This window comes from Pseudomonas sp. NPDC077408, assembly GCF_050269105.1.
Taxonomy (GTDB): Bacteria; Pseudomonadota; Gammaproteobacteria; order Pseudomonadales; family Pseudomonadaceae; genus Stutzerimonas.
The window spans coordinates 234,307-256,754 of sequence record NZ_JBNNHS010000005.1; the positions used below are offsets into that span (position 1 = coordinate 234,307).

At 62.3% G+C, this 22,448-nt stretch carries 22 protein-coding genes and 1 tRNA gene; 3 read left to right on the plus strand and 20 right to left on the minus strand.

Features of this window, described 5'->3' with window-relative positions; genetic code table 11:
- Window positions 1-25: 25 nt before the first annotated feature.
- From ACQKEK_RS15220 to rpsU, 19 genes are all read right to left on the minus strand, one after another.
- Entirely contained in the window at window positions 26-2,365 is a 2,340-nt protein-coding gene (locus ACQKEK_RS15220) for an MMPL family transporter (protein ID WP_499143646.1), read from the minus strand.
- Complete coding sequence (locus tag ACQKEK_RS15225; RefSeq protein ID WP_499143647.1) at window positions 2,349-2,969, minus strand: outer membrane lipoprotein carrier protein LolA; 621 nt, start codon at window positions 2,967-2,969, stop codon at window positions 2,349-2,351. Before ACQKEK_RS15225 ends, ACQKEK_RS15220 begins: the two co-directional genes overlap by 17 nt.
- Window positions 2,966-3,391, minus strand: a complete 426-nt coding sequence (locus ACQKEK_RS15230) for an acyl-CoA thioesterase (protein ID WP_499143687.1) — start codon at window positions 3,389-3,391, stop codon at window positions 2,966-2,968. The genes ACQKEK_RS15225 and ACQKEK_RS15230 overlap by 4 nt, the downstream gene beginning before the upstream one ends.
- Complete coding sequence (locus tag ACQKEK_RS15235; protein WP_499143648.1) at window positions 3,384-4,922, minus strand: HAL/PAL/TAL family ammonia-lyase; 1,539 nt, start codon at window positions 4,920-4,922, stop codon at window positions 3,384-3,386. The genes ACQKEK_RS15230 and ACQKEK_RS15235 overlap by 8 nt, the downstream gene beginning before the upstream one ends.
- On the minus strand, window positions 4,909-5,850 hold the full coding sequence (locus ACQKEK_RS15240; RefSeq protein ID WP_499143649.1) for a lysophospholipid acyltransferase family protein: 942 nt from the start codon (window positions 5,848-5,850) through the stop codon (window positions 4,909-4,911). Before ACQKEK_RS15240 ends, ACQKEK_RS15235 begins: the two co-directional genes overlap by 14 nt.
- Entirely contained in the window at window positions 5,847-6,593 is a 747-nt protein-coding gene (locus tag ACQKEK_RS15245) for a glycosyltransferase family 2 protein (RefSeq protein ID WP_499143688.1), read from the minus strand. Before ACQKEK_RS15245 ends, ACQKEK_RS15240 begins: the two co-directional genes overlap by 4 nt.
- A 74-nt stretch (window positions 6,594-6,667) precedes the next feature.
- Entirely contained in the window at window positions 6,668-8,347 is a 1,680-nt protein-coding gene (locus ACQKEK_RS15250) for an ApeI family dehydratase (RefSeq protein ID WP_499143650.1), read from the minus strand.
- Window positions 8,344-8,922, minus strand: a complete 579-nt coding sequence (locus tag ACQKEK_RS15255) for a COG4648 family protein (RefSeq protein WP_045430742.1) — start codon at window positions 8,920-8,922, stop codon at window positions 8,344-8,346. The genes ACQKEK_RS15250 and ACQKEK_RS15255 overlap by 4 nt, the downstream gene beginning before the upstream one ends.
- Window positions 8,923-9,004: 82 nt before the next feature.
- Entirely contained in the window at window positions 9,005-9,262 is a 258-nt protein-coding gene (locus tag ACQKEK_RS15260) for an acyl carrier protein (protein WP_045430740.1), read from the minus strand.
- Between the two features lies 1 nt (window position 9,263).
- Complete coding sequence (locus ACQKEK_RS15265; RefSeq protein ID WP_045430738.1) at window positions 9,264-9,536, minus strand: phosphopantetheine-binding protein; 273 nt, start codon at window positions 9,534-9,536, stop codon at window positions 9,264-9,266.
- Window positions 9,517-10,326, minus strand: a complete 810-nt coding sequence (locus ACQKEK_RS15270) for a lysophospholipid acyltransferase family protein (protein WP_045430736.1) — start codon at window positions 10,324-10,326, stop codon at window positions 9,517-9,519. The genes ACQKEK_RS15265 and ACQKEK_RS15270 overlap by 20 nt, the downstream gene beginning before the upstream one ends.
- Window positions 10,302-11,021 carry a beta-ketoacyl synthase chain length factor gene (locus ACQKEK_RS15275; RefSeq protein WP_128120301.1) on the minus strand — a complete coding sequence of 240 codons (720 nt, stop codon included), beginning with the start codon at window positions 11,019-11,021 and terminating at the stop codon, window positions 10,302-10,304. Before ACQKEK_RS15275 ends, ACQKEK_RS15270 begins: the two co-directional genes overlap by 25 nt.
- 323 nt (window positions 11,022-11,344) lie before the next feature.
- Window positions 11,345-11,779 (minus strand): thioredoxin TrxC, encoded by a 435-nt coding sequence (trxC, locus tag ACQKEK_RS15280; protein WP_499143651.1) that lies wholly within the window; start codon window positions 11,777-11,779, stop codon window positions 11,345-11,347.
- Between the two features lie 94 nt (window positions 11,780-11,873).
- Window positions 11,874-13,151, minus strand: coding sequence for a bifunctional O-acetylhomoserine aminocarboxypropyltransferase/cysteine synthase (locus ACQKEK_RS15285; RefSeq protein WP_499143652.1), 1,278 nt, complete (start codon window positions 13,149-13,151; stop codon window positions 11,874-11,876).
- A gap of 92 nt (window positions 13,152-13,243) precedes the next feature.
- Window positions 13,244-15,034, minus strand: coding sequence for an SLC13 family permease (locus ACQKEK_RS15290; RefSeq protein ID WP_499143653.1), 1,791 nt, complete (start codon window positions 15,032-15,034; stop codon window positions 13,244-13,246).
- 214 nt (window positions 15,035-15,248) lie between these two features.
- Window positions 15,249-15,325, minus strand: a tRNA-Ile gene (locus ACQKEK_RS15295).
- A 118-nt stretch (window positions 15,326-15,443) separates the two neighbouring features.
- Window positions 15,444-17,300, minus strand: a complete 1,857-nt coding sequence (gene rpoD, locus ACQKEK_RS15300) for an RNA polymerase sigma factor RpoD (protein WP_499143654.1) — start codon at window positions 17,298-17,300, stop codon at window positions 15,444-15,446.
- A gap of 67 nt (window positions 17,301-17,367) precedes the next feature.
- Window positions 17,368-19,302 (minus strand): DNA primase, encoded by a 1,935-nt coding sequence (gene dnaG, locus ACQKEK_RS15305; protein WP_499143655.1) that lies wholly within the window; start codon window positions 19,300-19,302, stop codon window positions 17,368-17,370.
- A gap of 138 nt (window positions 19,303-19,440) precedes the next feature.
- On the minus strand, window positions 19,441-19,656 hold the full coding sequence (gene rpsU / locus ACQKEK_RS15310) for a 30S ribosomal protein S21 (RefSeq protein WP_003283508.1): 216 nt from the start codon (window positions 19,654-19,656) through the stop codon (window positions 19,441-19,443).
- Window positions 19,657-19,853: 197 nt separating this feature from the next.
- Between rpsU and tsaD the strand changes: the two genes are divergently transcribed.
- Window positions 19,854-20,879 carry a tRNA (adenosine(37)-N6)-threonylcarbamoyltransferase complex transferase subunit TsaD gene (gene tsaD / locus ACQKEK_RS15315; protein WP_499143689.1) on the plus strand — a complete coding sequence of 342 codons (1,026 nt, stop codon included), beginning with the start codon at window positions 19,854-19,856 and terminating at the stop codon, window positions 20,877-20,879.
- An 11-nt stretch (window positions 20,880-20,890) separates the two neighbouring features.
- On the opposite strand, the gene plsY is transcribed toward tsaD, so the two are convergent.
- A complete protein-coding gene (plsY, locus tag ACQKEK_RS15320; protein WP_128120307.1) occupies window positions 20,891-21,460 on the minus strand; it encodes a glycerol-3-phosphate 1-O-acyltransferase PlsY in 570 nt (189 codons plus the stop codon).
- A gap of 75 nt (window positions 21,461-21,535) precedes the next feature.
- Here plsY and folB point away from each other — a divergent pair, with 75 nt between their 5' ends.
- Complete coding sequence (gene folB, locus ACQKEK_RS15325) at window positions 21,536-21,889, plus strand: dihydroneopterin aldolase (RefSeq protein WP_128120308.1); 354 nt, start codon at window positions 21,536-21,538, stop codon at window positions 21,887-21,889.
- Window positions 21,880-22,416, plus strand: coding sequence for a 2-amino-4-hydroxy-6-hydroxymethyldihydropteridine diphosphokinase (gene folK, locus ACQKEK_RS15330; RefSeq protein ID WP_499143656.1), 537 nt, complete (start codon window positions 21,880-21,882; stop codon window positions 22,414-22,416). The genes folB and folK overlap by 10 nt, the downstream gene beginning before the upstream one ends.
- Window positions 22,417-22,448: the final 32 nt, after the last annotated feature.

Sequence of the window (22,448 nt, forward strand, 5' to 3'; positions counted from 1 at the left end):
CATAACCAGACATCAGGCTGGGCGGTCAAGATGCTGGCTCTTCGGTGGTTTTTGCCGCCCAAGGCGCGAGCAGAAACGCAAATACCAGACCGATGCCCACCGCCAGGCCAAAGTTGCTCACAGCCGGTGTGCTCGACAAGGCCAGGAGGCCGAACGATAGCCAGGTCGTGACGGCCGCGAGTAGCGTGCCGACCAGGCTCACCGCAGCGCCACCGATCCGCTCACGCATGAGAATCGCGTAGTCCACCCCGATCGCCGTGACCAATAACAGGCCGAACAGGCCAAACAGGGTCAACGGCTGGCCCAGCCAGCCGAGGCAGGCAAGGCTGCCAAGCGCTGCAAGTAGCGGAACAGCCAGGCAGCGCAGGGCGCCGCTCCAGCCGAACGGCAGGCACAGCAGAGCCAGGATAACGACAGCGGCAAACATCTTGAGCAGCGCCGCCTGGCGCTGGGTCTCGGCAAATAAGCGATTCAGCTCTGCGGGCCGGTCGATGAGGCTGACCCCGTCAATACCGTCTACCAGGCCGTGCAGCGCCGAACTGTCGCGCAGTCCTTGCAGGCTGATCAGGCCGGCAACCGTGCCGTCGCTTCGCGTGCCCAGCCAAAGCGGGCGCCACGGTTCGGCAATCGGTCCTGCCAACACCTGATCCAGGCCTGTCACTGGCTGTGCCTGCAGGGCGGCAAGTTCCTTTTCGAGCGCCCCAGCAGTCATGCCAAGCGCCAGCAGTGGCTGGCTGTGTTCCAGCAGGCGCGGCAGGGCGAGATGCAGGTTTTCCTGGGCGACGGTCGAGGCCGCCAACTGGCTCAGGGCTAAATAACCGTGCAGCTTCTGCTCCGCCACCAGCTCGTCAAGGCGAGTGCCGAGCGCTCCCTGGCGCTCCAGTAACTCGTCAGCCGTCTGCGCGCGAACCAGGAAATACTGGCTGGTCGGCTCGAAGCCAGTGATTTGCCCGATGCGCTCGGCTTGTTGTTGCAGCGCCGGCGCGCGGCTGACCCATTGGCGCAGGTCATCCTTGAACGACACCTGGCTGATGCCGGCCAGGCAGAACACCACGAAGCCGGCCAGCAGCCAGCTCGACGGTAGCCGACCGAGCAGCCGTTGACGCAGAGCCAAGGCGCGTTCAGCCCAGCTCAGTGGGGCCGCCCACGGCTGCAGTGGCACGTTCACCAGCGAGGGGAGCAGGCAGGTCGCACAAGCGAAGGCACCCAGCAGTCCTGCGGCAGAAAAGACGGCGACCTGGCTCAGTGCCGGAAACGGGGTAAATGCCATGGCTAGATAGCCGATGACGTTGGTCGCCAGCGCCAGGGCCAGGCCGGGCAGCGTCAAGCGTAAGGCCCGAAATGCCTGCCAGGGCTGCAGCGTCCAGCTTTTGGACAAATAATGCAGCGGGAAATCGATGCTGACACCGACCAAGCTGGCCCCGAGCACGAGGGTCAGCACATGGATCTGACCGAACAGTGCAACGCAGGCCGCGGCGCCGCTGAGCGCCCCGACCAGCACCGGCAACGCGACCAGCAGGACGCGCGGTGTACGAAACAGCAGATGGAGCAAGGCGAGCGTGGCGACGAGCGAGACGCTGCCAATAAGGCTCGCTTCCTCACGCGCCTGGCGCTGCCCGTATGCCGCATGTAGCACGCCGCCAGCCGCGAGCAGTTTGCCCTGCTGGGACTCGACCCGGTGGCGAGCGGCGCGGACCTGATCGTCGACCAGGAGTGGCAGCTTGTCATCAAAGGCGTCGCCGTGGATTTGCGCATGGATCACGGCCCAACGCTGGCCGTCATGTTCGGCCAGCAATGCGCCATCGAGGCGCGGATGGATATTGCCTGGATGCGGGAGCCGACGCTGCGCCAGGTCGGCCAAGCCGAACCAGTCTTCTTCGACCGGCACCAGGCTGGTGCTTTCGAACGGGCTGAACAGGCGCTGCAGGCGTTGTTGAATGAAGTCTTCGGGTGAGGCGATCAGGGCTTCGCGGCTGGCCCGGTCGAGCAATACCAGTCGTTGATCCAGCAACTGCTGTCGCATCGCTGGCAAATCGGCCTGCACAGAGCGACGAACCTGTGCGAACAGGCCGCTGGCCTTGAGGTTGCCATCGACCTCCTTGGCCAGTGCGACGGCCGTGTCTTCGTCTTCATGCTGAACCAGCAGCATCAGGTCGCGATTGAGTGGGGCCTGCACGCGCTGCTCGGCGAGTTGCTCCAGTTCCCCTGGCGCGCCGCTGGGCAGCAACTGCAGCAGGTTGGCGCTGATCGGCGGGCCATTGCGCCATTGCCATGCGGTCAACGCGACCAGTCCGAGTAGCGCCACAAAGAATAGCGAGGAGAGCCAGGCCGGCAGCCTGAGCGCGTGATCAGTCGGCGAGGTCATGGTGTTCGCTGGGGCTCAACTGATTGTCGATCTGAATGTCAGTCAGCAGTAGCAGGGTGCTGTCGCCCTGGGCTTCGACCAGCTCGACACGCTCGGCGGTGGCACCCCCCTGAATCAGAATGGTGGAGAAGATCTGTGCAAGCAGTCGGGAGCGCGGCGTCAGGGTCAGCGCCCAGGCCTGCGCAGTTCCCGTCAGTTGCAGTTCAAAATCGCGCTGCAGGGCTTCGGTATCGCCCTGCAGTACGGCTAGAAAAAGCTCGTTCTGTCGCGCCGCAGGCCCTTGCTGACTGGTCTGCTTCCAGCCGCTGGGCGTGCGTCGGGCAATGCCGGAGGCGCTGATGCGGTAATCCTGTTGCACCGGAGCTTGCAGGAACCACAGCAGACCGCTGTCGCGCGCCAGGACGAAGCTGCCCACGCTGACCAGCGGTTGGGGCAGTGCGCGCAGGTATTTCTCCTGGGTGAAGGTGCCACGAACCACCGTGGGTTCGCGCAACTGCAGGCTGAGTTGGACCAGATCGAAGGCGTTGGCGCGGGTGGTCAGCGCCAACAGCAGGCTCAGTGCGACCAGCAAGGCCCAGCAAGGGCTGTTGAATAAACGCTTCACAGCAGCGCGCGCTCCACGGCTTCGACCAGCACCTTTGGCGAAGCCAGCAGCATTTCGCGGCTGGCTATCTCCACGGCAACTTGCACGGTGCTGCCGCGCGTCATGCGCTCACCGGTTTCGGCGTCGCTGATCAGGTAGTTGATCTTCAGGCGGTTCTCCCACTCGACCAGATCGGCGCGAACAACGATGCGCTGATTGAAACGGGCGCCGCGCATGTAGCGCAGCTGTACGTCGATGATCGGCCAGGCGTAGCCGGCTTCTCTCATCTGCACATAGTTGTGGCCAATGCGGTCGAGCAGAGCGCAGCGCGCCATCTCGAAATACTTGACGTAATGGCCGTGCCAGACGACGTCCATGGAATCGACGTCGAAGAAGGGCACCAGCACTTCGACCTCAGCCTGCAGTACGCCGCTCTTACGCATATAGCCCCCAATGCTGCGCACGAATTCGCTCGAGGCAAAGGCGCAGTTCGCCTTCCAGCGCACGGTCTTCGATCAGCGGTAGGAAGTCTTCGCCAAGCGCTTCGTGCATCCGCGATAGCGGTGCCGGTAGCGGCCGCGAGCCCTGCTGACGTTGACGCAGCCAGACGCCCTGGTTCGCGGCGATCAGCGTGGCGGCGGCGACCTGCTCGGTCAGTTCCAGGCTGCGCAATGCGTCGCGCGCGGCAATGGTGCCCATGCTCACCTTGTCCTGGTTGTGACACTCGGTCGAACGCGAAAAAACGCTGGCAGGCATGCTGTTCTTCAGGGCTTCCGCGGTCCAGGCGCTGGCGCCGATCTGCACGGCTTTGAAGCCATGGTTGATCATCGCTGTGGCTTCGGGGGCGCCGGACAGGTTGCTCGGCAAGCCGTGGTTGTAACGAGTATCGACCAGCAAGGCGAGCTGCCGGTCGAGCAGGTCCGCGATGTTGGCGACGAGATTCTTCAAACTGTCCATGGCGAAGGCGATATGTCCGCCATAGAAATGTCCGCCATGCAGCACCCGCTCGTTTTCCGCGTCGATGATCGGGTTGTCGTTGGCGCTATTCAGTTCGGTTTCGATGAACTGCCGCAGCAGGCCCAGGCTGTCGGCGAGCACACCGAGCACGTGCGGGGCGCAGCGCAGCGAGTAACGGTCCTGCAGGCGATGCAGCGGCGCAGCCGGCGCCTCGATGGCCAAGTCCTGACGAATCCAGGCGGCCACTTGCATTTGCCCAGGGTGCGGCTTGGCAGCGAACAGGCGCTCGTCGAAATGTTCCGGGTTGCCTTCCAGTGCGATGACGTTGAGCGCGGTGATCCGGGTCGCCAGTTTCAGCAGGTAATCGGCGCGGGCATAGGCCAGACAGGCCAGGCCGGTCATCACTGCGGTGCCGTTCATCAGCGCCAGGGCCTCCTTGGGACGGAGCGTCAGCGGCGTCCAGCCAAGTTGGCGGTGTACCTCGGCGGCGCTGCGGCGTTCGCCCCGATACATCACCTCCCGCTCGCCAGCCAGGGTCGCCGCGACATAGGACAGCGGCGTGAGGTCACCGCTGGCGCCGACCGAGCCTTCTTCTGGGATCAATGGCAGCACGTCATGTTCAAGGAACGCCTGCATGCGCTCGAGCAACTCGATGCGTACCCCAGACATGCCGTGCGTCAGCGAACGCAGGCGGGCGGCCAGGACCGCGCGCGTGGCTTCCGCGTCGAGCAGCTTGCCCAGGCCGCAGCCGTGAAAGGTGAACAGATGCTGCGGCAGGGCCTCGACCTGGTGCAGCGGCACTGCCACCACGCAGGAATCGCCATAGCCGGTGGTTACGCCGTAGATCACACCTTCGCGGTCGAGCAGGGTGTCGAGAAACCGTGCACCGCGGGCGATCCGTTCGCGGAACGCCGCGTCGCTCTGCAGCCGGGCGGGCGCACGGCCCTGGGCCACGGCCAGCAGGTCCTCGATGCGCAGGTGGTTTTCGCCAAAGATGACGGGTTCAGCGTTGTTCATGGGTGTCCCAGAAAGGGTAGAAGTTGAACCATTGCAAGGGTGCCTCCAGGCAGCGTGCCGCCAGTCGATCCGCGTAGCGCTGCACCCAGCGCTGCACAACGGCATCGCGTTCGCCTCGGCGCCATTCGATGCAGTCGGCGAAAGGCTCCAGATGGACATGAAATTGCTCGCCCTGTTTCAGGCAAAACAACAGATTTGCCGGACATTGCAGCAACCCGGCCAATAGCCAGGGGCCCTGTGGAAAAGCGGCCGGCTGTCCGAGGAAGTCGGCGGTGGCAATGCGCGCGCCCTGTAGCGGTACCCGGTCACCGGCGATCGCCAGCCATTCGCCTTGGTCCAGCCGGTGGGACAACTCCATCATGATCGCCGGGTCGAGCTCACTGACCTGGATCAGCCGCAAGTTATTCGCGCCGGACTCGTTCAGTAGCCGGTTGAATTGTTCGGCGTGGCGGGTATGTACCAGAACGTTCATTCTGACCTTGCGGCCCATTTCTGCCAGGGCTCGGCAGATCTCCAGATTGCCCAGGTGCGAGCCGACCAGCAGCTGGCCACGCGGCGCCTTGAGGTCAGCGTGCAGGTTGGCGCTGTCATGCAGCACCAGTCGATCCAGCCTCAGGCGTCCACCCCAGACATCGAGCTTGTCCAGCAAGGCATCGGCGAAGGCCATGAACTGGTGATAGACCGAGCGCCAGTTGGGCGCCAGATCGGCGCGGCCGCTGTACGCGGCGAGGTTCTGTTGGTACCGCCAGGCGCTCTGCCGAGCGCTGCGGTTGAACAGGTAGAAGTACAGCACGATTAGGTACAGCAGGGGTGCCATGGCACGTCGGCCAAGCAGGCGCACGGCCCAGGCCGTTAGCTTCATCAAGGCAAAGCTGCCCCGCTCGCGATGCGCGGCCCAATGCGAACCGGCTGCGGCCTTGTCGCTCATCCCCACCACCGGCGCCAGAGCAGCGCGGGCGCCCGCATGAGCATGCCGCCGAACAGTCGTGCGTGCATCGACGAGATCAACAGGTTGTCGCGCCACAGACGGAAATGCGAAACCCCATCGGCCGGGTAGTGCACCCGCGTCGGCAGCCAGACCATCGGCTGCTGTCGCCAGTGCAGGCGAACCAGGATTTCGGTGTCGAAGTCCATGCGCTGACCCAACGTCATCGCGTCGAGCAGGGCCAGGGTGGGGGGCAGCGGATAGACGCGAAAGCCGCACATGGAGTCGCGGATCGACAAGGACAGGGTGTTGATCCAGACCCAGACGTGGGTCAGGTAACGGCCATAAAGACGCCCCTTCGGCACGCTCGAGTCGTACTGGGGATAACCGCAGATCAGTGCATCCGGCGCCTGACTGGCGCGGTCGAGAAACAGCGCCACGCAGCCCAGGTCATGCTGGCCGTCGGCATCCACCTGCAATGCATGGCTGAAACCCAGGCGCGCCGCCTCGCGCAGGCCGGATGCGACCGCTGCGCCTTTGCCTTGATTGCGGCTGTGACGGAGCAGGTGCACCGAGGGATGTTCTGCCAACGCATCGATAACCGCCCCCGCTGCCGGGCTGGAGCCATCATCAACGAGCACGCACTGCAAGTCTTCGGCGAGCAACGCGCGAACGACGCCAGGCAGGCTGGCCTCGTGGTTGTACACCGGCACCACCGCACAGGGCTTGAACCAGTCTTCGTCCATCGCTAGCGACAACTGTTGAGGGCTGTCCTTAACGGGCACGGTCGCCATCGCAGGCTCAAGCGGGGTAAGCATGGTCACAGCGGATCTCCCAGCAGAATGCGGCCGGACGAGCAGGGCGCGTCGCCGTTGCGGTATGCGAAATGCAGCTTGCTGCGCTCGCGGTCGAAGCGCAGCGTCAGACTCAACTGGTCTCCCGGACGGGCGAGCTGTTGGAACTTGAGCACTTCCATGCCTTGAAAGCTCGGTGGCAGGTCGGCAATCAGCTCGCGGGCGAGGCCGATGGCCCAGTCGATCTGCACCACGCCGGGCAGAACCGGGGTTTGCGGGAAATGCCCGGTGAAGTGCGCGAGGTCCAGCGGGATGGCCAACTGCAGCTGCCACTGGTCTTCTTCTTGGGAAGCACTGAGTCGCTCCGGCTGCAGCGGGCGCGGCGCCTGCAACAGCGCGTCGAGTTGTGCCTGCGCGAGCTTGCCCTGGCTGTTGCAGGGCAGCTGGGCGACCAGTCTCCAGCGGCGCGGTAAGGCTAGCGCTTCGCAGTGGTTTGCCAAGTGCTTGCGCAACGTATCGGTCAATGCGCGTCGACCACCGTTGCGCAGCGCATGCAGGCCGGCTTCGCTCAGTGCGACCAGCGACGCGAGGTAGGCGCGATTGTCATTGATCACTCCCAGCCGTGCGTCACTGACGAAAGGGTGTGCGGCCAACGCTGTTTCGAGCATCGGCAGAGCAATGCGTTTCTCTTCCAGCTTGACGATGCGATCCAGCCGGCCGAGCAGCTCGAAGCGTCCGTCTGCTTCGATTCGCGCTGCATCGGCCGTTTGCTCGACGTGGCCTGGAGGCAGGCAAGGCGAGGCGATGCGCAGTGCTCCGTGATCATCCTGGCTCAACTGCACGCCGGCGAAGGGCTGCCACAGGGCGCCGCCTTGGCGCCAGGCGATGCCACCGGTCTCGGAGCTGCCGTAGATCTCGATCGGTAGCTGACCCAGGCGCTGCTGCAGTCGCTGCCCAGCCTCGGCATCCAGGGCTCCCCCTGAGGAAAAGACCCGGCACACGCTGCGCAAAGCCGGCCAGTCGAGGTTGCCCCCCATCCGCTTGAGCAACGCCGGGCTGGCCACCCAGCAGAAGCGCGGATGCTGACGGCTGGCCAGCTGCAGGTCTTCGGAAAAGGGTTGCGCGCGGCGCAGAAAGGGACGGCCGGCGCACAACGGCCAGAGCACGCGGAACAGCAGTCCATAGATGTGCTGCGCGGCGACGCTGGCAATCACGCAGGCGTCGCTGAGTTCGGCGCCCCAGCAGGCTTCGAGTGTTTTAACTTCGTTCGCCAACTGGCGCAGGCGTTTGTCGATCAGTTTCGGCTCGCCACTGGAGCCGGAGGTGCAGAGCAGCAATCGGCACTGGTCCAGATCCAGCTTCGCCCCTTCGAGCGGCTCGGCAAACAGCTCCGAGAGATGAGCATCGCCGTCCTGATCGGTCAGCCAGAGATCGGCCTGGTGGGCCAGTCGCGCTCGGCTGGCGGGCTGCAGGTCGGCGGGTAGCAATACTGTCACGCCGGCTCGCCAGGCGCCGAGCAGGGCAATCGCCAGCTCGCCGGCGTCCTCCAGATGCACTGCGAGCCTGGCGGCGCCACGGTTACGCAGCCCAGCAGCCACACGCAGCGCTCGTTGGCGCAGCTCGGCATGCTCAAGGACGGGATCGAGCGTGACCGGCCGCGACGTGGGCGTCTGGTCGAGCAGATGTTCGAGGGGAATCCAGTTCATGTAACGTTCCTGACGCGCTGGCGTATCAACCATTCACCGGCAAACAACAGTCCCATCAGTAGATAGGCGATAAAGCCGGTGTAAAGCGTCCACCAGCTCAGCGGCGCCCAGAGCGCGAGTGCGCTGGCGATACCGGCATTGACGATGAAATAGCCCACCCAGACCCAGGTCACCTGCCGCGTATAGCGCACCGCCGCGGGTGGGAGCTCGGGTTCGCTTAGCCGCGCGAGGCGTTCGATGATCGGCATGCCGGAGTAGAGGCTGCCGGCAAACAGGCCAAGCAGCGCCAGGCTGATCAGTACGGGATACCAGCGTAACAACGCCGGCTCGTCAGCCAGCCCCAGTAACAGGCAGAACAGCAGCGCGGTCGCTGCCACCGTATTGCTCAGCGGTGTCTGCTTGCCACTGCATAGGCGAGCCAGCCAGAGCGCGCCGAGCAGCAGCGCAAAGAGCCGAGGCGACAGCTGCTCCAGGCCCACATACACAACGAACGGGTAGGCGAGGCCGACCAGCAACAGGGCGAGGCCTGTTAGCCGACTGGCGTTCGCCGTGCCTGTTCGAGCGGGTGTCTGCATCGTGCCGTCCGTTTGCGCATGGGAGCTTGATCCGGGGAGCTCTGGGCTCACCGGACAATGCTTGGTTGGTTGATCGGGTGGGTCAGGCCGGTTGCGGGTTCACCAGCCGATACACCGCCTCGACGACATCGCCCACGGTTCGTACCGACTTGAATTCCTCTGCAGCAATCTTCTTGCCTGTCTGGCGCTTGATGTGATCGATCAGGTCGACGGCGTCGATGCTGTCAATTTCCAGATCCTGGTACAGGTTGGCTTCCAGGCTGATTCGCTCGGGCTCGAGTTCGAATAGCTCGACCAGCGCATCGCGCAGGGTCTGGAAGATTTCGTTGCGGCTTTCCATTTCAAGCCTCCTCGGTGACGGCGCGGTTGGCGCTGACGTAGGCGGTCAGGCTATCGACACTGGCGAAATGCTTGCGGGTGTCCTTCGCATCGGCGTCGATCTTGATGCCGAAGCGCTTCTGGATCGCCAGACCCAGCTCCAGCGCATCGACCGAATCCAGCCCGAGCCCTTCGCCAAACAGCGGCTGGTCGGCCGCGATGTCGTCCGGGCCGAGGTCTTCCAGACCCAGGGCGTCGATGATCAGTTGCTTGATTTCAAGCTGCAGTTGGCTCATCGAGTGCGAGCTCCTTTATGAAGTGTCGATGCAGATGATCGTTGAGTTGCCGAGAGGCAATGGGTGCTGCGCCACGCGAAGCGAACATCTGCGGGTCGATATCCTCACCGACGCGCAGATGAAAATGAAAACGTCTTGCCGGAATCCGATACCAGGGCTCGGCTTTGGTCAGGGTGGTGGGCGTTACGGTGATCACGACGGGCGTAACCAGGCGTGCGCCACGCAGCGCAATAGCCGCCGCGCCCCTATGAAACTGCGGCGCCTGGCCCGGCGTGGTGCGCGTGCCTTCGGGAAAGATGATCAGTGTCTGGCCTTGCCTCAGCGCATCGGCAGCTTCGTCGAGCATCTCCGCGCTGCCGTTATTACTGATGTACTGAGCCGCACGTATCGGTCCGCGAGTGAAGGGGTTGTCCCACAGGCTCTGCTTGACCACACAGTTGGCGTCACGGATCAGTGCGATCAGCACCACCACGTCGATCAGCGAAGGATGGTTGGCGATCACCAACTGCCCTGGTCGGCCGAGCCGTTCGGCACCTTCGACTTCATAGGTCAGTACGCCGCTGCGGTACATGAACTGGACGAACAGCCAGAACAGCCGGCTCACGGTCTGCCGCGCCCGACCGCGGCGTTCGGTCGTGTCGCCTGGCAGCAGACCCAGCACAGGGAAAACGATCATTCGCAGGCAGAGCCCGCCGAGACCGAACAGGGCAAACGACAGCCCGGTCGCGACCAGGCGCCACAGCCAGGGCGCGCTGTATCGGCGGTTCAATAGGTTTGCTGCCAGTTCCATTGGCGGCTCTCCCAGGTGTTTTGAAAGGTCGGTTGGTCCTTGAGCAGTGCGTGGACCAGTTTGATCGCATGCGGGTGCGATGCCGGCCTAGCGGCTGGCTCGGCTGTTTCGAGGCTCAATTGCCAGGTCTTACCCGGCTTCAGCAACAGCGCCACGGCATAAGGAAAGCTGACGTCGTTGATCCAGGGCGCATAGACCGCAGGGGGCTGATCTTCCGCAACCACCACCAGGACTTCGGGAGCGCCTTCGCCGAGCAACATGGCTGCTTCGAGCACGGCATGCTCCAGTCCGTCACCTTCAGCTGCTAGCGCCGTCATCTCGCTGGTGTTCTGCTGCTGAATGGACCACAGACCGATGATCGCGTTGTGCACCGACAGGCTGAACTGGGTAGGGGATAGTGGCTCGTCGCTCGCCAGGTCATTGAGGATGGCGAAAGTGCGCGTGGTCTCACCGTGGCGGGAGGCGTAGACCAGCGGCATTGGCGCCCGGTTGGCCGCCAGCGGAGTGGCCACGGCGAACACCATGCGCGCCAGGCGACTCAGGCGGCGGCGCTGCATGGCCGGCAGGAAGCTGACGTCCGGTTGTGCGTCACTGCTTTCGAGCTCGCACGGATCCCCGGCCCAATTGGCCCAGTCATCAGTGCTCGCCAGGCCTGGAGCCCAAGCCTGCCATTGATCGATTTCGAATTGAATCACGCTGAACTCACCGGCTCATCCTCGAGCCTTTGTTATTGGCGTGTCGACGTCCTTGTACAGCGACTATCGGTAAATGTCTGCCGTGAAAGCGGCGGCATTATCCAATCGCGGTGGAGCCTAGGCAAACGTTGCTTGAAATATCCGGATAAAAGGCAGGCCTAATGCACGGAACTGCGGGGTCGGTCGGTGGTCTGTTCTAGGTTTGCCAAAAAGCCCGATCGCCAAGGCTGCGCGTGCCCGTGACGATGCCGGCGTCGAGCTGCTTGGCTACCAGACCTTCTTCCGCCTCCTCAGAAGCCGAACAGACTACTGCGTGGCGCCTGTCATACCCCGTGCTGTTGGAGCCAGGCCAGTAGCTGCGGCAATGGCATCGCACCGCTCTGGCGCGCCACTTCCTTGCCTTTCTTGAAGAGGATCAAGCTGGGGATCGAACGAATGCCGAGCTGGCTAGACAGTTGCGGACTGGCCTCGCTGTCCAGTTTGGCCAATCGGCAACGGCCCTGCAGCTGAGCGGCCGCCTGGGCGAAGGTTGGGGCGAAACTGCGGCACGGGCCGCACCAGCTGGCCCAGACATCCACCAGCAGCGGCAAATCACCCTTCATCTGATTGGCGAACTGATTCTGCTGCAGCTCGAACGGCGTGTTCGGTAAGGCTTCTTCTTTGCAACGTCCACAGCGCGGCGCGTCGTGCAGCCGGTCGGCGGGGATGCGGTTGAGGCTGGCGCAATGTGCGCAGGGGATGATCAGCGAGTCGGTCATGGCGAGGCTCCACAGCGGTCTGTCGCAGTAATGTGGAGCCTCGCTGGTCGATATCAAGCGATATCAAGCGTCGCGGGCATAGCGGCTTGCGAAATCAGCCTTTGGCCGCGTCCAGGGCCTGGGTCAGGTCGGCCAGGATGTCATCGATGTGCTCGATGCCAATCGACAGCCGGATCAGATCCTGAGAAACGCCTGCCCGGGCGAGTTCTTCGGCATTCAGCTGGCGATGCGTGGTGCTGGCGGGATGGCAGGCCAGAGACTTGGCGTCGCCAATGTTGACCAGTCGCACGATCAGCTTGAGCGCATCGATGAAGCGCGCGCCGGCCTCCATGCCACCTTCGATGCCGAAGCAGAGGATCGACGCCGGCGTGCCGCTCATATAGCGGCGCGCCAATTCATGCTCCGGATGATCGGCCAAGCCGGCGTATTTCACCCACGCCACCTGCGGGTGTGCCTGCAGGTATTCGGCAACCTTCAAGGCGTTTTCGCAATGCCGTTCCATGCGCAGCGCCAGCGTCTCCAGTCCTTGCAGAATAAGGAACGAATTGAACGGCGAAATCGCCGCGCCCATGTTGCGCAGCGGCACCACGCGGCAGCGGCCGATGAAAGCCGCGGGGCCGAATGCCTCGGTGTAGGTGACGCCGTGATAGGACACGTCAGGCGTGTTGAGCAGCGCGAAGCGCTCCTGGTGCTGTGCCCAGGGAAACTTCCCTGAGTCGACGACGATGCCGCCAATGCTGGTGCCATGGCCGCCCATGTACTTGGTCAGCGAATGCACGACGATGTCCGCGCCATGCTCAAAGGGGCGGCACAGCATCGGTGTAGCTACGGTGTTATCGACGATCAACGGTACGCCGTGGCGGTGTGCGGCGTCCGCCAGCGCGGCGAGGTCAATGACATTGCCGGCTGGGTTGCCGATCGATTCGCAGAACACCGCCTTGGTGCGTTCATCGATCAGCGACTCCAGCGCAGCGATATCGTCATGGGCAGCGAAGCGCACCTCGATGCCTTGGCGCGGCAGGGTATGGGCAAATAGATTGAAGGTGCCGCCATAGAGTTTGGCGACCGAAACGATGTTGTCGCCAACTTCGGCAATGGTTTGAATGGCATAGGTGATCGCCGCCATTCCCGAGGCCACCGCCAAGGCCGCCACCCCGCCTTCCAGTGCCGCGACGCGCTGCTCGAGCACGTCGGTAGTGGGATTCATGATGCGTGTATAGATGTTGCCCGGCACCTTCAGGTCGAACAGGTCCGCGCCGTGCTGGGTATCGTCAAACGCGTAGGAGGTGGTCTGGTAGATCGGCACAGCCACCGCGCGGGTGGTTGGGTCTGGGCTGTAGCCGGCATGGACGGCGAGGGTTTCCAGCTTCATGGCGCGCTCCTTGTTCTTGTTCATCGGGGCAAAGGCCCGAGAGCATGAAACTGAACGCCGATGCGGTCAATGATCCAGGGCAAGCACCGTTATCAGAGCGGTGTGAGCGGCCAGAACAACGGGATGACCAAGGTTGCGACGACCCACAGCAACAGGTTCAGCGGGATACCCACCTTGAGGAAATCAGCGAAGCGATAGCCACCGGCGTTGTAGACGAAAGTGTTGGTCTGGTAACCGATCGGCGTGGCGAAGCTGGCGCTGGCAGCGAACATCACCGCGACGACGAAGGCACGCGGATCGATACCGAGCTGTTGGGCAAGGCCAATAGCAATTGGTGTGACCAGCACGGCGACGGCGTTGTTAGAGAGGATCTCGGTAAGCACCGAAGTGAACAGATAGATGAACCCGAGCATGAATAGCGGGCCAGCCCAAGGCGTCAGGTCGACCACGCTGGAAACAATCAGCTCGACCAGCCCGACCTTGTTCATCGCTACGCTGATGGCGAGCATGCCGAAGATCAGGCTGAGGATCTTCCAGTCGACCGCCTTGTAGGCGTCTTCCACATCCAGGCAGCGGGTCGCCAGCACCGCCGCGGCACCCATGATCGCCAGGCCTTCGATTGGCATCACACCGAACGCTGCCAGCAGCATCACCATCAGCGTCGTGCCAATGGCGATGGGCGCCTTGTCTCGCCGGAAAGCGCGCTCCTGTACGGCGTTGAGGCTGATCAGCTCGCCGTTGTCAGCGAAACGCTTGATCTGGGCCGGTGTGCCCTCGACCAGCATCACGTCGCCGAACTGCAGCTGGAAATCGTCGAGGTTGCCCTGGATGTTTTCGTCCTGCCGGTGCACGGCCAGCACATTGATCCCGTAGCGGGCGCTGAGATCGAGATCGCGCATCGGTCGGTGGCTGTAACGCGAGTTGCGTCCGACAATGGCTTCAGCGAGCACTTCATCCTCGCTGCTGAGGGTCTCGAAGGCGTCGCTGCGGTTGAAGCTCAGATGACCGCTGCCGCGTAGCTCAACTACATCCTTGACCTGGCCGTGGATCACCAACACATCGCCGGCCAGCAGACTGAAATCCTGTTCCGGTCGGCTGTGCAAATGAACCCCGCGGTTCACCTGCAGCACCTGCAGTCCGCTGCCACCGTTGAGGTTGGCCTCGGCAATGCTCTTGCCGACCACGGGAGAGCCTTGAGGAACCCGCAATTCACTCATGAAGGTGCGATCGAGCCTCGGCCCGAGAAGCTTGGAGAGAGTGTCGCGCTCCGGCAGCAGCCGCTTGCCGATGGTCAGCATATACAGCATGCCGGCCGCGGCGAGCACCAGCGCAGCGCCGGTGATTTCGAACATGCCGAATGGGGCGAGGCCCGCCTTGCGCGCCACACCGTCGACCAGGATGTTAGTCGAGGTGCCGATCATCGTCAGCGTGCCGCCAAGGATCGTGGCGTAGGACAGCGGAATCAGCAGTTTCGAAGGCGTGGTGCCGGCCCGCGTTGCCAGGGAAATGGCGACCGGTGTCAGGATCGCTACCACGGGCGTGTTGTTGAGAAAGGCCGAAATGACCAGCGCAGTAATCGTCAGTCCGCCGAGCACGCGGGTCGGGCTGGTGCCGACCAGTCCACCCAGCCAGTTACCCAACGCATCGATGCAGCCGGTGCGCTCCAGTGCCGCGGATATCACGAACATGCAGGCGATGGTGACGGGGGCGGAGTTGGACAGCACCCCAAGCACTTCCGCGGGGGTCAGTAACTGGCTGGCGATCAACACCGCCACCGCAATCGCCACGACGATGTCCGGGCTCCATGTCTCCCGCACGAAAGACACCAGCACCCAGACCAGCAAGGCGCAGACGAAAAGCAGCGGTAGCGAATCGGAGAGCATGAACGTCCTTAACGTGGCGTAACGACCGGCCGCAGAACGGCCCCGCGCGAACGATAGGGTCGAGCACTTAGAGAGTCTAGGAACGTTTGTTTCAGTTTATATGCGTTTTGGGTATTAGTAGGATTGATAGAGGCTCTAGTCGCCTGGCGCGAGGGGTTGCAACAAGAAAGGTCGGAGGCAAACGAAAAAGCCGCGCATTGCGCGGCTTTAAAGGTGGTGGGCCCACACGGACTCGAACCGTGGACCAAAGGATTATGAGTCCTCTGCTCTAACCAACTGAGCTATAGGCCCTCAGAGGCGGGCGAATTATACCGGTGGTGTTGCGCGTGCGCCAAGCGAAGCTGCGCGTACAGGCATGTTTTGACTGGCCTGAATGCAAAACCCCCGGCGCTGGCCGGGGGTTCTGGTTTTACTCGTCGAGGAAGGAGCGCAGGTGCTCGCTTCTCGTCGGGTGGCGCAGCTTGCGCAGCGCCTTGGCTTCGATCTGACGGATCCGCTCGCGGGTGACATCGAACTGTTTGCCGACCTCCTCTAGGGTGTGGTCGGTATTCATGTCGATGCCGAAACGCATGCGCAGTACTTTGGCTTCCCGTGCGGTGAGGCCGGAGAGGACTTCGCGAGTGGCTTCCTTGAGGCTCTCCACCGTCGCCACGTCGATTGGCGATTGCATGGAGGAGTCTTCAATGAAGTCGCCCAGGTGCGAATCTTCGTCGTCACCGATCGGGGTTTCCATGGAGATCGGCTCTTTGGCGATCTTCAGTACCTTGCGGATCTTGTCCTCGGGCATTTCCATACGCTCGCCAAGCTCTTCAGGCGTGGGTTCGCGGCCCATTTCCTGCAGCATCTGACGGGAGATGCGGTTGAGCTTGTTGATCGTCTCGATCATGTGGACCGGGATACGGATGGTCCGCGCCTGGTCGGCAATGGAGCGAGTGATTGCCTGGCGAATCCACCAGGTAGCGTAGGTCGAGAACTTGTAGCCGCGGCGGTATTCGAACTTGTCCACCGCTTTCATCAGGCCGATGTTGCCTTCCTGAATCAGGTCGAGGAATTGCAAGCCGCGGTTGGTGTACTTTTTGGCGATGGAGATAACCAGACGCAGGTTGGCCTCGACCATCTCCTTCTTGGCCCGGCGAGCCTTGGCTTCACCGATCGACATGCGACGGTTGATGTCCTTGATGTCAGCGATAGCCAATATGCATTCTTCTTCCAGCGCGAGCAGCTTCTGCTGGCAGCGTTGGATGTCTTCCTTGCGTGCGGCGATGGCTTCGGCGTATTTGCTTTTGCCATTGGCCAGCTTTTCTGCCCAATCAAGGTCTGTTTCGTTGTTAGGAAACTGACGCAGGAAGTCGGCGCGGGGCATACGTGCGTCACGCACGCAGATTTGCATGATGGCGCGTTCTTGGGCGCGGACCTGGCTCAAAGCATCACGTACGCGATCGACCAGCGCATCGTACTGCTTAGGGATGAGCTTGATCGGCATGAACAGCGTGGCGAGTTCCTGCAGGGCATCGGTCGCCTGCTGGCTACCGCGGCCATGCTTCTTCAAGGCCTTCTTGGCAACGTCCAGTTGCTCGGCAACGGCGCCGAAGCGAACGCGAGCGACTTCCGGATCCGGACCGCCATCGCCTTCTTCTTCATCGCTGTCGGAATCGTCCTCTTCCTCGTCGTCCTTGTCGTCACCGGCCGGCTTTGCTGCTGCCTGCGGTGCGACGGGCTCGACTTCTGCCTGAGGACCGGCCGCGCCGTCATCGTCAGGGTCGATATACCCGCTGAGAATGTCGGAGAGACGCCCACCCTCGGTGGTGACGCGCTCGTAGTCGGCAAGAATGCCGTCGACGGTACCCGGGAAATGGGCAATTGCGCTCATCACCTCGCGAATGCCTTCCTCAATGCGTTTAGCGATTTCAATCTCGCCTTCGCGGGTCAGCAGTTCGACGGTGCCCATTTCACGCATATACATGCGCACTGGGTCGGTGGTGCGGCCGATGTCGGTTTCCACAGCGGCGAGTGCCGCAGCGGCCTCTTCTGCTGCAGCTTCATCGGTATCGGCTTCGGCCAGCAACAGGGCATCGGCATCCGGGGCAACCTCGAATACATTGATACCCATGTCGTTGATCATGCGAATGATGTCTTCCACCTGTTCCGGATCGGAAATATCCTCCGGTAGGTGGTCATTGACCTCGGCGTAAGTCAGGTAACCCTGCTCACGGCCACGCTGGATCAATTCTTTGAGACGGGACTGCTGTTGCGCTTTTCCGGACATATAACCCTATCCACTGACGGTTCTGGCGGGCTGAAAACAAGCTGAGCATTATAGCCGAGCAAGGACCTCACGCGCCAGTTGAGGTCGATATAGCGGGTGTTGAGTTGCGATTTAGCAGGCTGCGCAGCTGCTCTTTCTCCTCTGCGCTGAGTTCACCTTGGCGAGCTTTGCGCAGCAGCGTTTCAAGGCTGCGGTCGCGTTGTCTAGCAGCAAGGCTTGTTATGGTGTCGAAAAACTGTTGTTCAAGGTTATCGGCCGAGATTAGCCATTCTTTCTCGGCAAGTGCGCGCAAAAGTCGCCCTTGATCGGTTCCATGCCAGCGTGCAATCAATTGCAGGCTGCGCAGTTTGGGGTTCTTTTGCAGCGTTCCGAGCAGGGCGACCAGTAGTTGTGCGTAGGTGTCGTCTTCCGCCGCGAAGTGGCTGGCATCTTCGACCTTCTGCGCGAGCTCAGGGTGGTGCAGGAGCGTACGCAATGTGGTCAGTGCTGGTGGTTCTACTGTGGCGGGCGTTCTCGGTGCGCGTGGCTTTTTGAAGTCTGGACGCTGGCCGTTCTTTTTCCAGTCTTTTTTCCACTCTTTCTTGCCGCCGATCTTTGGTTGGGTAGTGGCCGGCGGTGCGTAGTAGTCACCTTCGTCGTGCCCAGGCGTGGTGTCGTAATACACGCTGTCGTCGTATTCCGACGCGGCGCTCGGCGATGCTGAGCCCATCTGCTGAAGTGCTTCGCTATGCAGACCGGTAATTTCCCCGAGGCGCTGCCGCATCAATGCGCGCAGGTTGTTGCCGGGGATTTTTTCGATGAGCGGTGCTGCAAGCGTCGCCAGGTGGGCCTTGCCTTCCAGGGAGCGCGGGTCTGCTTCTTCACTGAGCTGCTGGAAGAAGTAATCGGCCAACGGTTGCGCTTGTTGCTGGATTCGGGCCTTGAAGGCATCGGTACCTTCGCTGCGCACCAGGCTGTCCGGGTCCTCGCCTTCCGGCAGGAACAGAAAACGTGCGCGGCGGCCATCCTGCAGGTTGGGCAGAGCCGATTCCAGGGCGCGCCATGCAGCCTTGCGGCCGGCTGCGTCACCATCGAAACAGAACAGCACGCTGGGCACGATGCGGAAAAGGCGCTTGAGGTGTTCGTCGCTGGTCGCGGTGCCCAGTGTCGCGACGGCATTGCGCAGCCCTTGCTGCGCCAGTGCAATGACGTCCATGTAGCCTTCAACGACCATGATTTCATCCAGGTCGCGATTGGCCTTGCGTGCCTCGTAGAGCCCGTAGAGTTCCTGGCCTTTATGAAAGACAGGTGTTTCCGGGGAGTTAAGGTATTTCGGCTTGTCATCGCCCAGTACCCGTCCGCCAAAGGCAATGACGCGTCCACGACTGTCGCGGATCGGAAACATCACCCGGTCGCGGAAGCGGTCGTAGCTCCGGCCGCTTTCGGCGTTTTCGATCAGCAGGCCGGCATCGATCATGGCCTTTTGCTGAAGGGCGTCGCCGCCCAGGTGCTTCATCAGGTTGTCCCAGCCAGGCGGGGCGAAGCCGAGGCCGAAATCCCTCGCGATAACGCCAGACAGACCGCGGCCTTTTAGATACTCCACCGCGGCCTTGCGTGCCGGGTGCCCCTTGAGTGACTGTCGATAGTAATCGGCGGCGGAATCGAGCAAGGGATAAAGCGGCGAGTCCACGGGCTGACGGGGTTTGCGCCCCGGTCCGCTTTCTTCTCGCGGCACTTCCATGCCGGCGCGCTTGGCTAGCTCCTCGACTGCCTGGGGAAATTCCAGGCTGTCATGATCCATGATGAAGCCGAGCGCGTTGCCGCCAGCGCCGCAACCGAAGCAGTAGTAGAACTGCTTGTCCGGGCTGACGCTGAATGAGGGGGTCTTTTCTTTGTGAAACGGGCAGCAGGCCGTGTAGTTCTTGCCCGCTTTTTTCAGTTGGATGCGCGAACTCACCACCTCGACGATGTCGGAGCGGTTGAGCAAGTCATCAATGAAGGATTGCGGGATCAAGCCGGCCATAGGGGTATGAGAATACGCTCGCAGTGTTCAGGCCGGAATGAAAAAAACTCCGGCAATTCGCCGATTGGCGAAGCGGAGTCTCCTTCAAATGCAAAGCCCGGCATTGGCCGGGCTTGATGCAGCGTCAGCAGTACTGGATCAGTACAGGCGAACGCTACGGCGCTGTTCGCGCTGCACTTTCTTAGCGTGACGCTTGACTGCGGCAGCAGCTTTACGCTTGCGCTCAGCAGTAGGCTTTTCGTAGAACTCACGGCTGCGGACTTCGGCCAGAACACCGGCCTTTTCGCAAGAACGCTTGAAGCGACGCAGAGCTACGTCGAATGGTTCGTTCTCTTTAACTTTAACGTTGGGCATCCAGGACGTACCTTCACTTGTTTACCGGTTACAACGCGCTTCGGCAAATATCGCGAGCACGCTGGTTTTAAGGGTTGCGGATGTTAACGCCTTGCCGCGTGGAATGCAAAGCCCCCTTATCGAAAAGCGCTGGTCGGTCGCTGGCCCCGGCGATTAATATGCGCGGCTTCATTCGCTTCTTTGGAAAGGTCGTGCCCATGCTGGTTCTGGGGCTGGAAACTTCATGTGACGAGACCGGTGTTGCACTGTATGACAGCGAGCACGGCCTGTTGGCCGACGCGCTGTTCAGTCAGATCGATCTGCACCGCGTCTATGGAGGCGTGGTGCCAGAGTTGGCGTCGCGTGATCACGTCAAGCGGATGCTGCCGCTGATCCGTCAGGTGCTCGAAGAGGCCGGACGCGAATCCAGCCAGATCGACGCGGTGGCGTATACGGCCGGCCCCGGCCTGGTGGGCGCGCTACTGGTTGGCGCTTCTTGCGCGCAGGCGATGGCGCTTGCCTGGAGTGTGCCGGCAATCGGCGTGCACCATATGGAAGGACATCTGCTGGCGCCGATGCTCGAAGAGCAACCGCCGGCGTTTCCCTTCGTCGCGCTGCTGGTTTCCGGTGGGCATACCCAGTTGGTCCGGGTAGACGGCATTGGTCGCTATGAACTGCTGGGCGAGTCGGTGGACGACGCCGCTGGCGAGGCTTTCGACAAGACGGCCAAGCTGATGGGGCTGCGCTATCCGGGCGGTCCGGAGATCGCAGCGCTTGCCGAGCGCGGCACGCCGGGTCGGTTCACTTTTCCCCGACCAATGACAGATCGGCCCGGGCTGGATTTCAGTTTCAGCGGCCTCAAGACGTCCACCCTGACGACCTGGCAGCAACGTCAGAGTACCGGCGATGATGGTGAGCAAACCCGCTGCGATATCGCTTTGGCGTTTCAGCAGGCCGTGGTCGATACGCTGACCATCAAATGCCGGCGCGCGCTGAAGCAGACGGGGTTGCACAGCCTGGTCATTGCCGGTGGTGTGAGCGCCAACATTTCGCTGCGCCAGAGTCTTGAAGCGATGCTCGCTGAGCTGAAGGGGCGCGTGTTCTATGCTCGGCCACGTTTCTGCACCGACAATGGGGCGATGATCGCCTATGCTGGCTGCCAGCGTTTGCTTGCTGGTCAGCAAGACGGCCCTGAGATTTCGGTACAGGCGCGCTGGCCAATGGAAGCGCTTCCGGCGATTTGACGCCGGTTAGCTTAAAAATGTCGCTCTCTGCCTTTAGACAGGTCGCGCAGGTTGTTACGGTGACGCCAGGCGACGAGCGCGGCCAGCAATGCCATAGGCCAGAGCGCCGTCGGTTGCATCCAGGCAAGAAAGGGCAGGCAGAGCGGTAGTGCGACCAGTGCGGCCAGTGAACTGGTGCGTGACAACGTGAAAACAGCCAGCCAGATGAGCAGCGCCAGTAATGCCGTTGCTGGATGCAGGCCAAGCAAGACGCCAGCGGCTGTGGCCACGCCTTTGCCGCCACGAAAGCGGAAATACAACGGATATGAGTGGCCCAGTACTGCGGCGAGACCGATCCAGGCTTGTTGCTCGATGGCCAGGCCTAGCGCTGCGGCGAGCAGCACTGGCAGCAAACCCTTGAGTAGGTCACCGAACAGGGTGCTGATGGCCAGGCCTCTACCGGCCAGTCGCAGCATGTTGGTGGCGCCGGGATTGCCGGAACCGCCGGCGCGTGGATCGGGTGCGCCGGTCAGGCGACTGAGTAGAATGGCGAATGAAAGCGAGCCGGTCAGATAGGCGAGCAGTGCTAATTGCCAGAACATGGCATTCATCCGGGGCAAGGAGCTCCTGAGTCTAACGGCCTGTCATGAAGTTGTCGTGCCGAGGGAGAACGTTGCGTGGATACAGTTTTCATCGAAGGGCTGGAAGTGGATACGCTGATCGGCGCCTATGATTGGGAACGCGGCATTCGACAATGCTTGCGGCTGGACCTGACCCTCGGCTGGGACATCCGTCCCGCCGCCCGGAACGACGAACTGGATAAGGCGCTGGACTATGCCAAAGTGACTGCCGCCATCGATTGTTTCGCTCAAGCGTCACGCTTCGAGCTGGTAGAAACCTTTGCCGAACGCCTGGCTGCTGCCCTGATGAGTGAGTTCGGCATTCCCTGGTTGCGGCTACGGGTGACCAAACCGGGCGTCAACCCGCGCGCAAAGGCGTTGGGTGTGGAGATCGAACGCGGATGCCACTGACTCGCGTACTGCTGGGGCTCGGCAGCAATAGCCGCCGTGAACGGAATCTGACGGCCGGTCTCGATGCGCTGGAAAAGCTGCTCGGAGACATGCGCTGTTCACCCGTTTTTGAAAGCCTTGCAGTGGGCTACAAGGGTGACCATTTCTACAACCTTGTGGTCTCCGGTAGCACCGAGTTGCCCCTGATGGAGCTGGACAGACGGCTCAAGTTCATCGAAGCGGACAACGGTCGCTACGCGCCGGACCGCAAAGGTCTACCACTGGATATCGATGTGTTGATGTATGGCGATCTGCAGGGCAATTTTCATGGCTTGCAACTGCCGCGGCCGGAGACACTTAAAAACGCTTTCGTGCTCTGGCCGCTGGCCTTGCTGTCGCCGGACGTGATGCATCCCGAGACCGGGCGGTGCTTCGCTGAATTGTGGCGGGAATCGGTCATCGAGCAGCAGCTGTGGCCCGTGCGCTTCCAGTGGAAGGGCGAGGAGTTGACGCCAGCGTCGTTGTTGTCCGCCGCGGACCCGCGCTGACTTCGTCTTGCGAAGAGCGCGGGTTCCTCGCG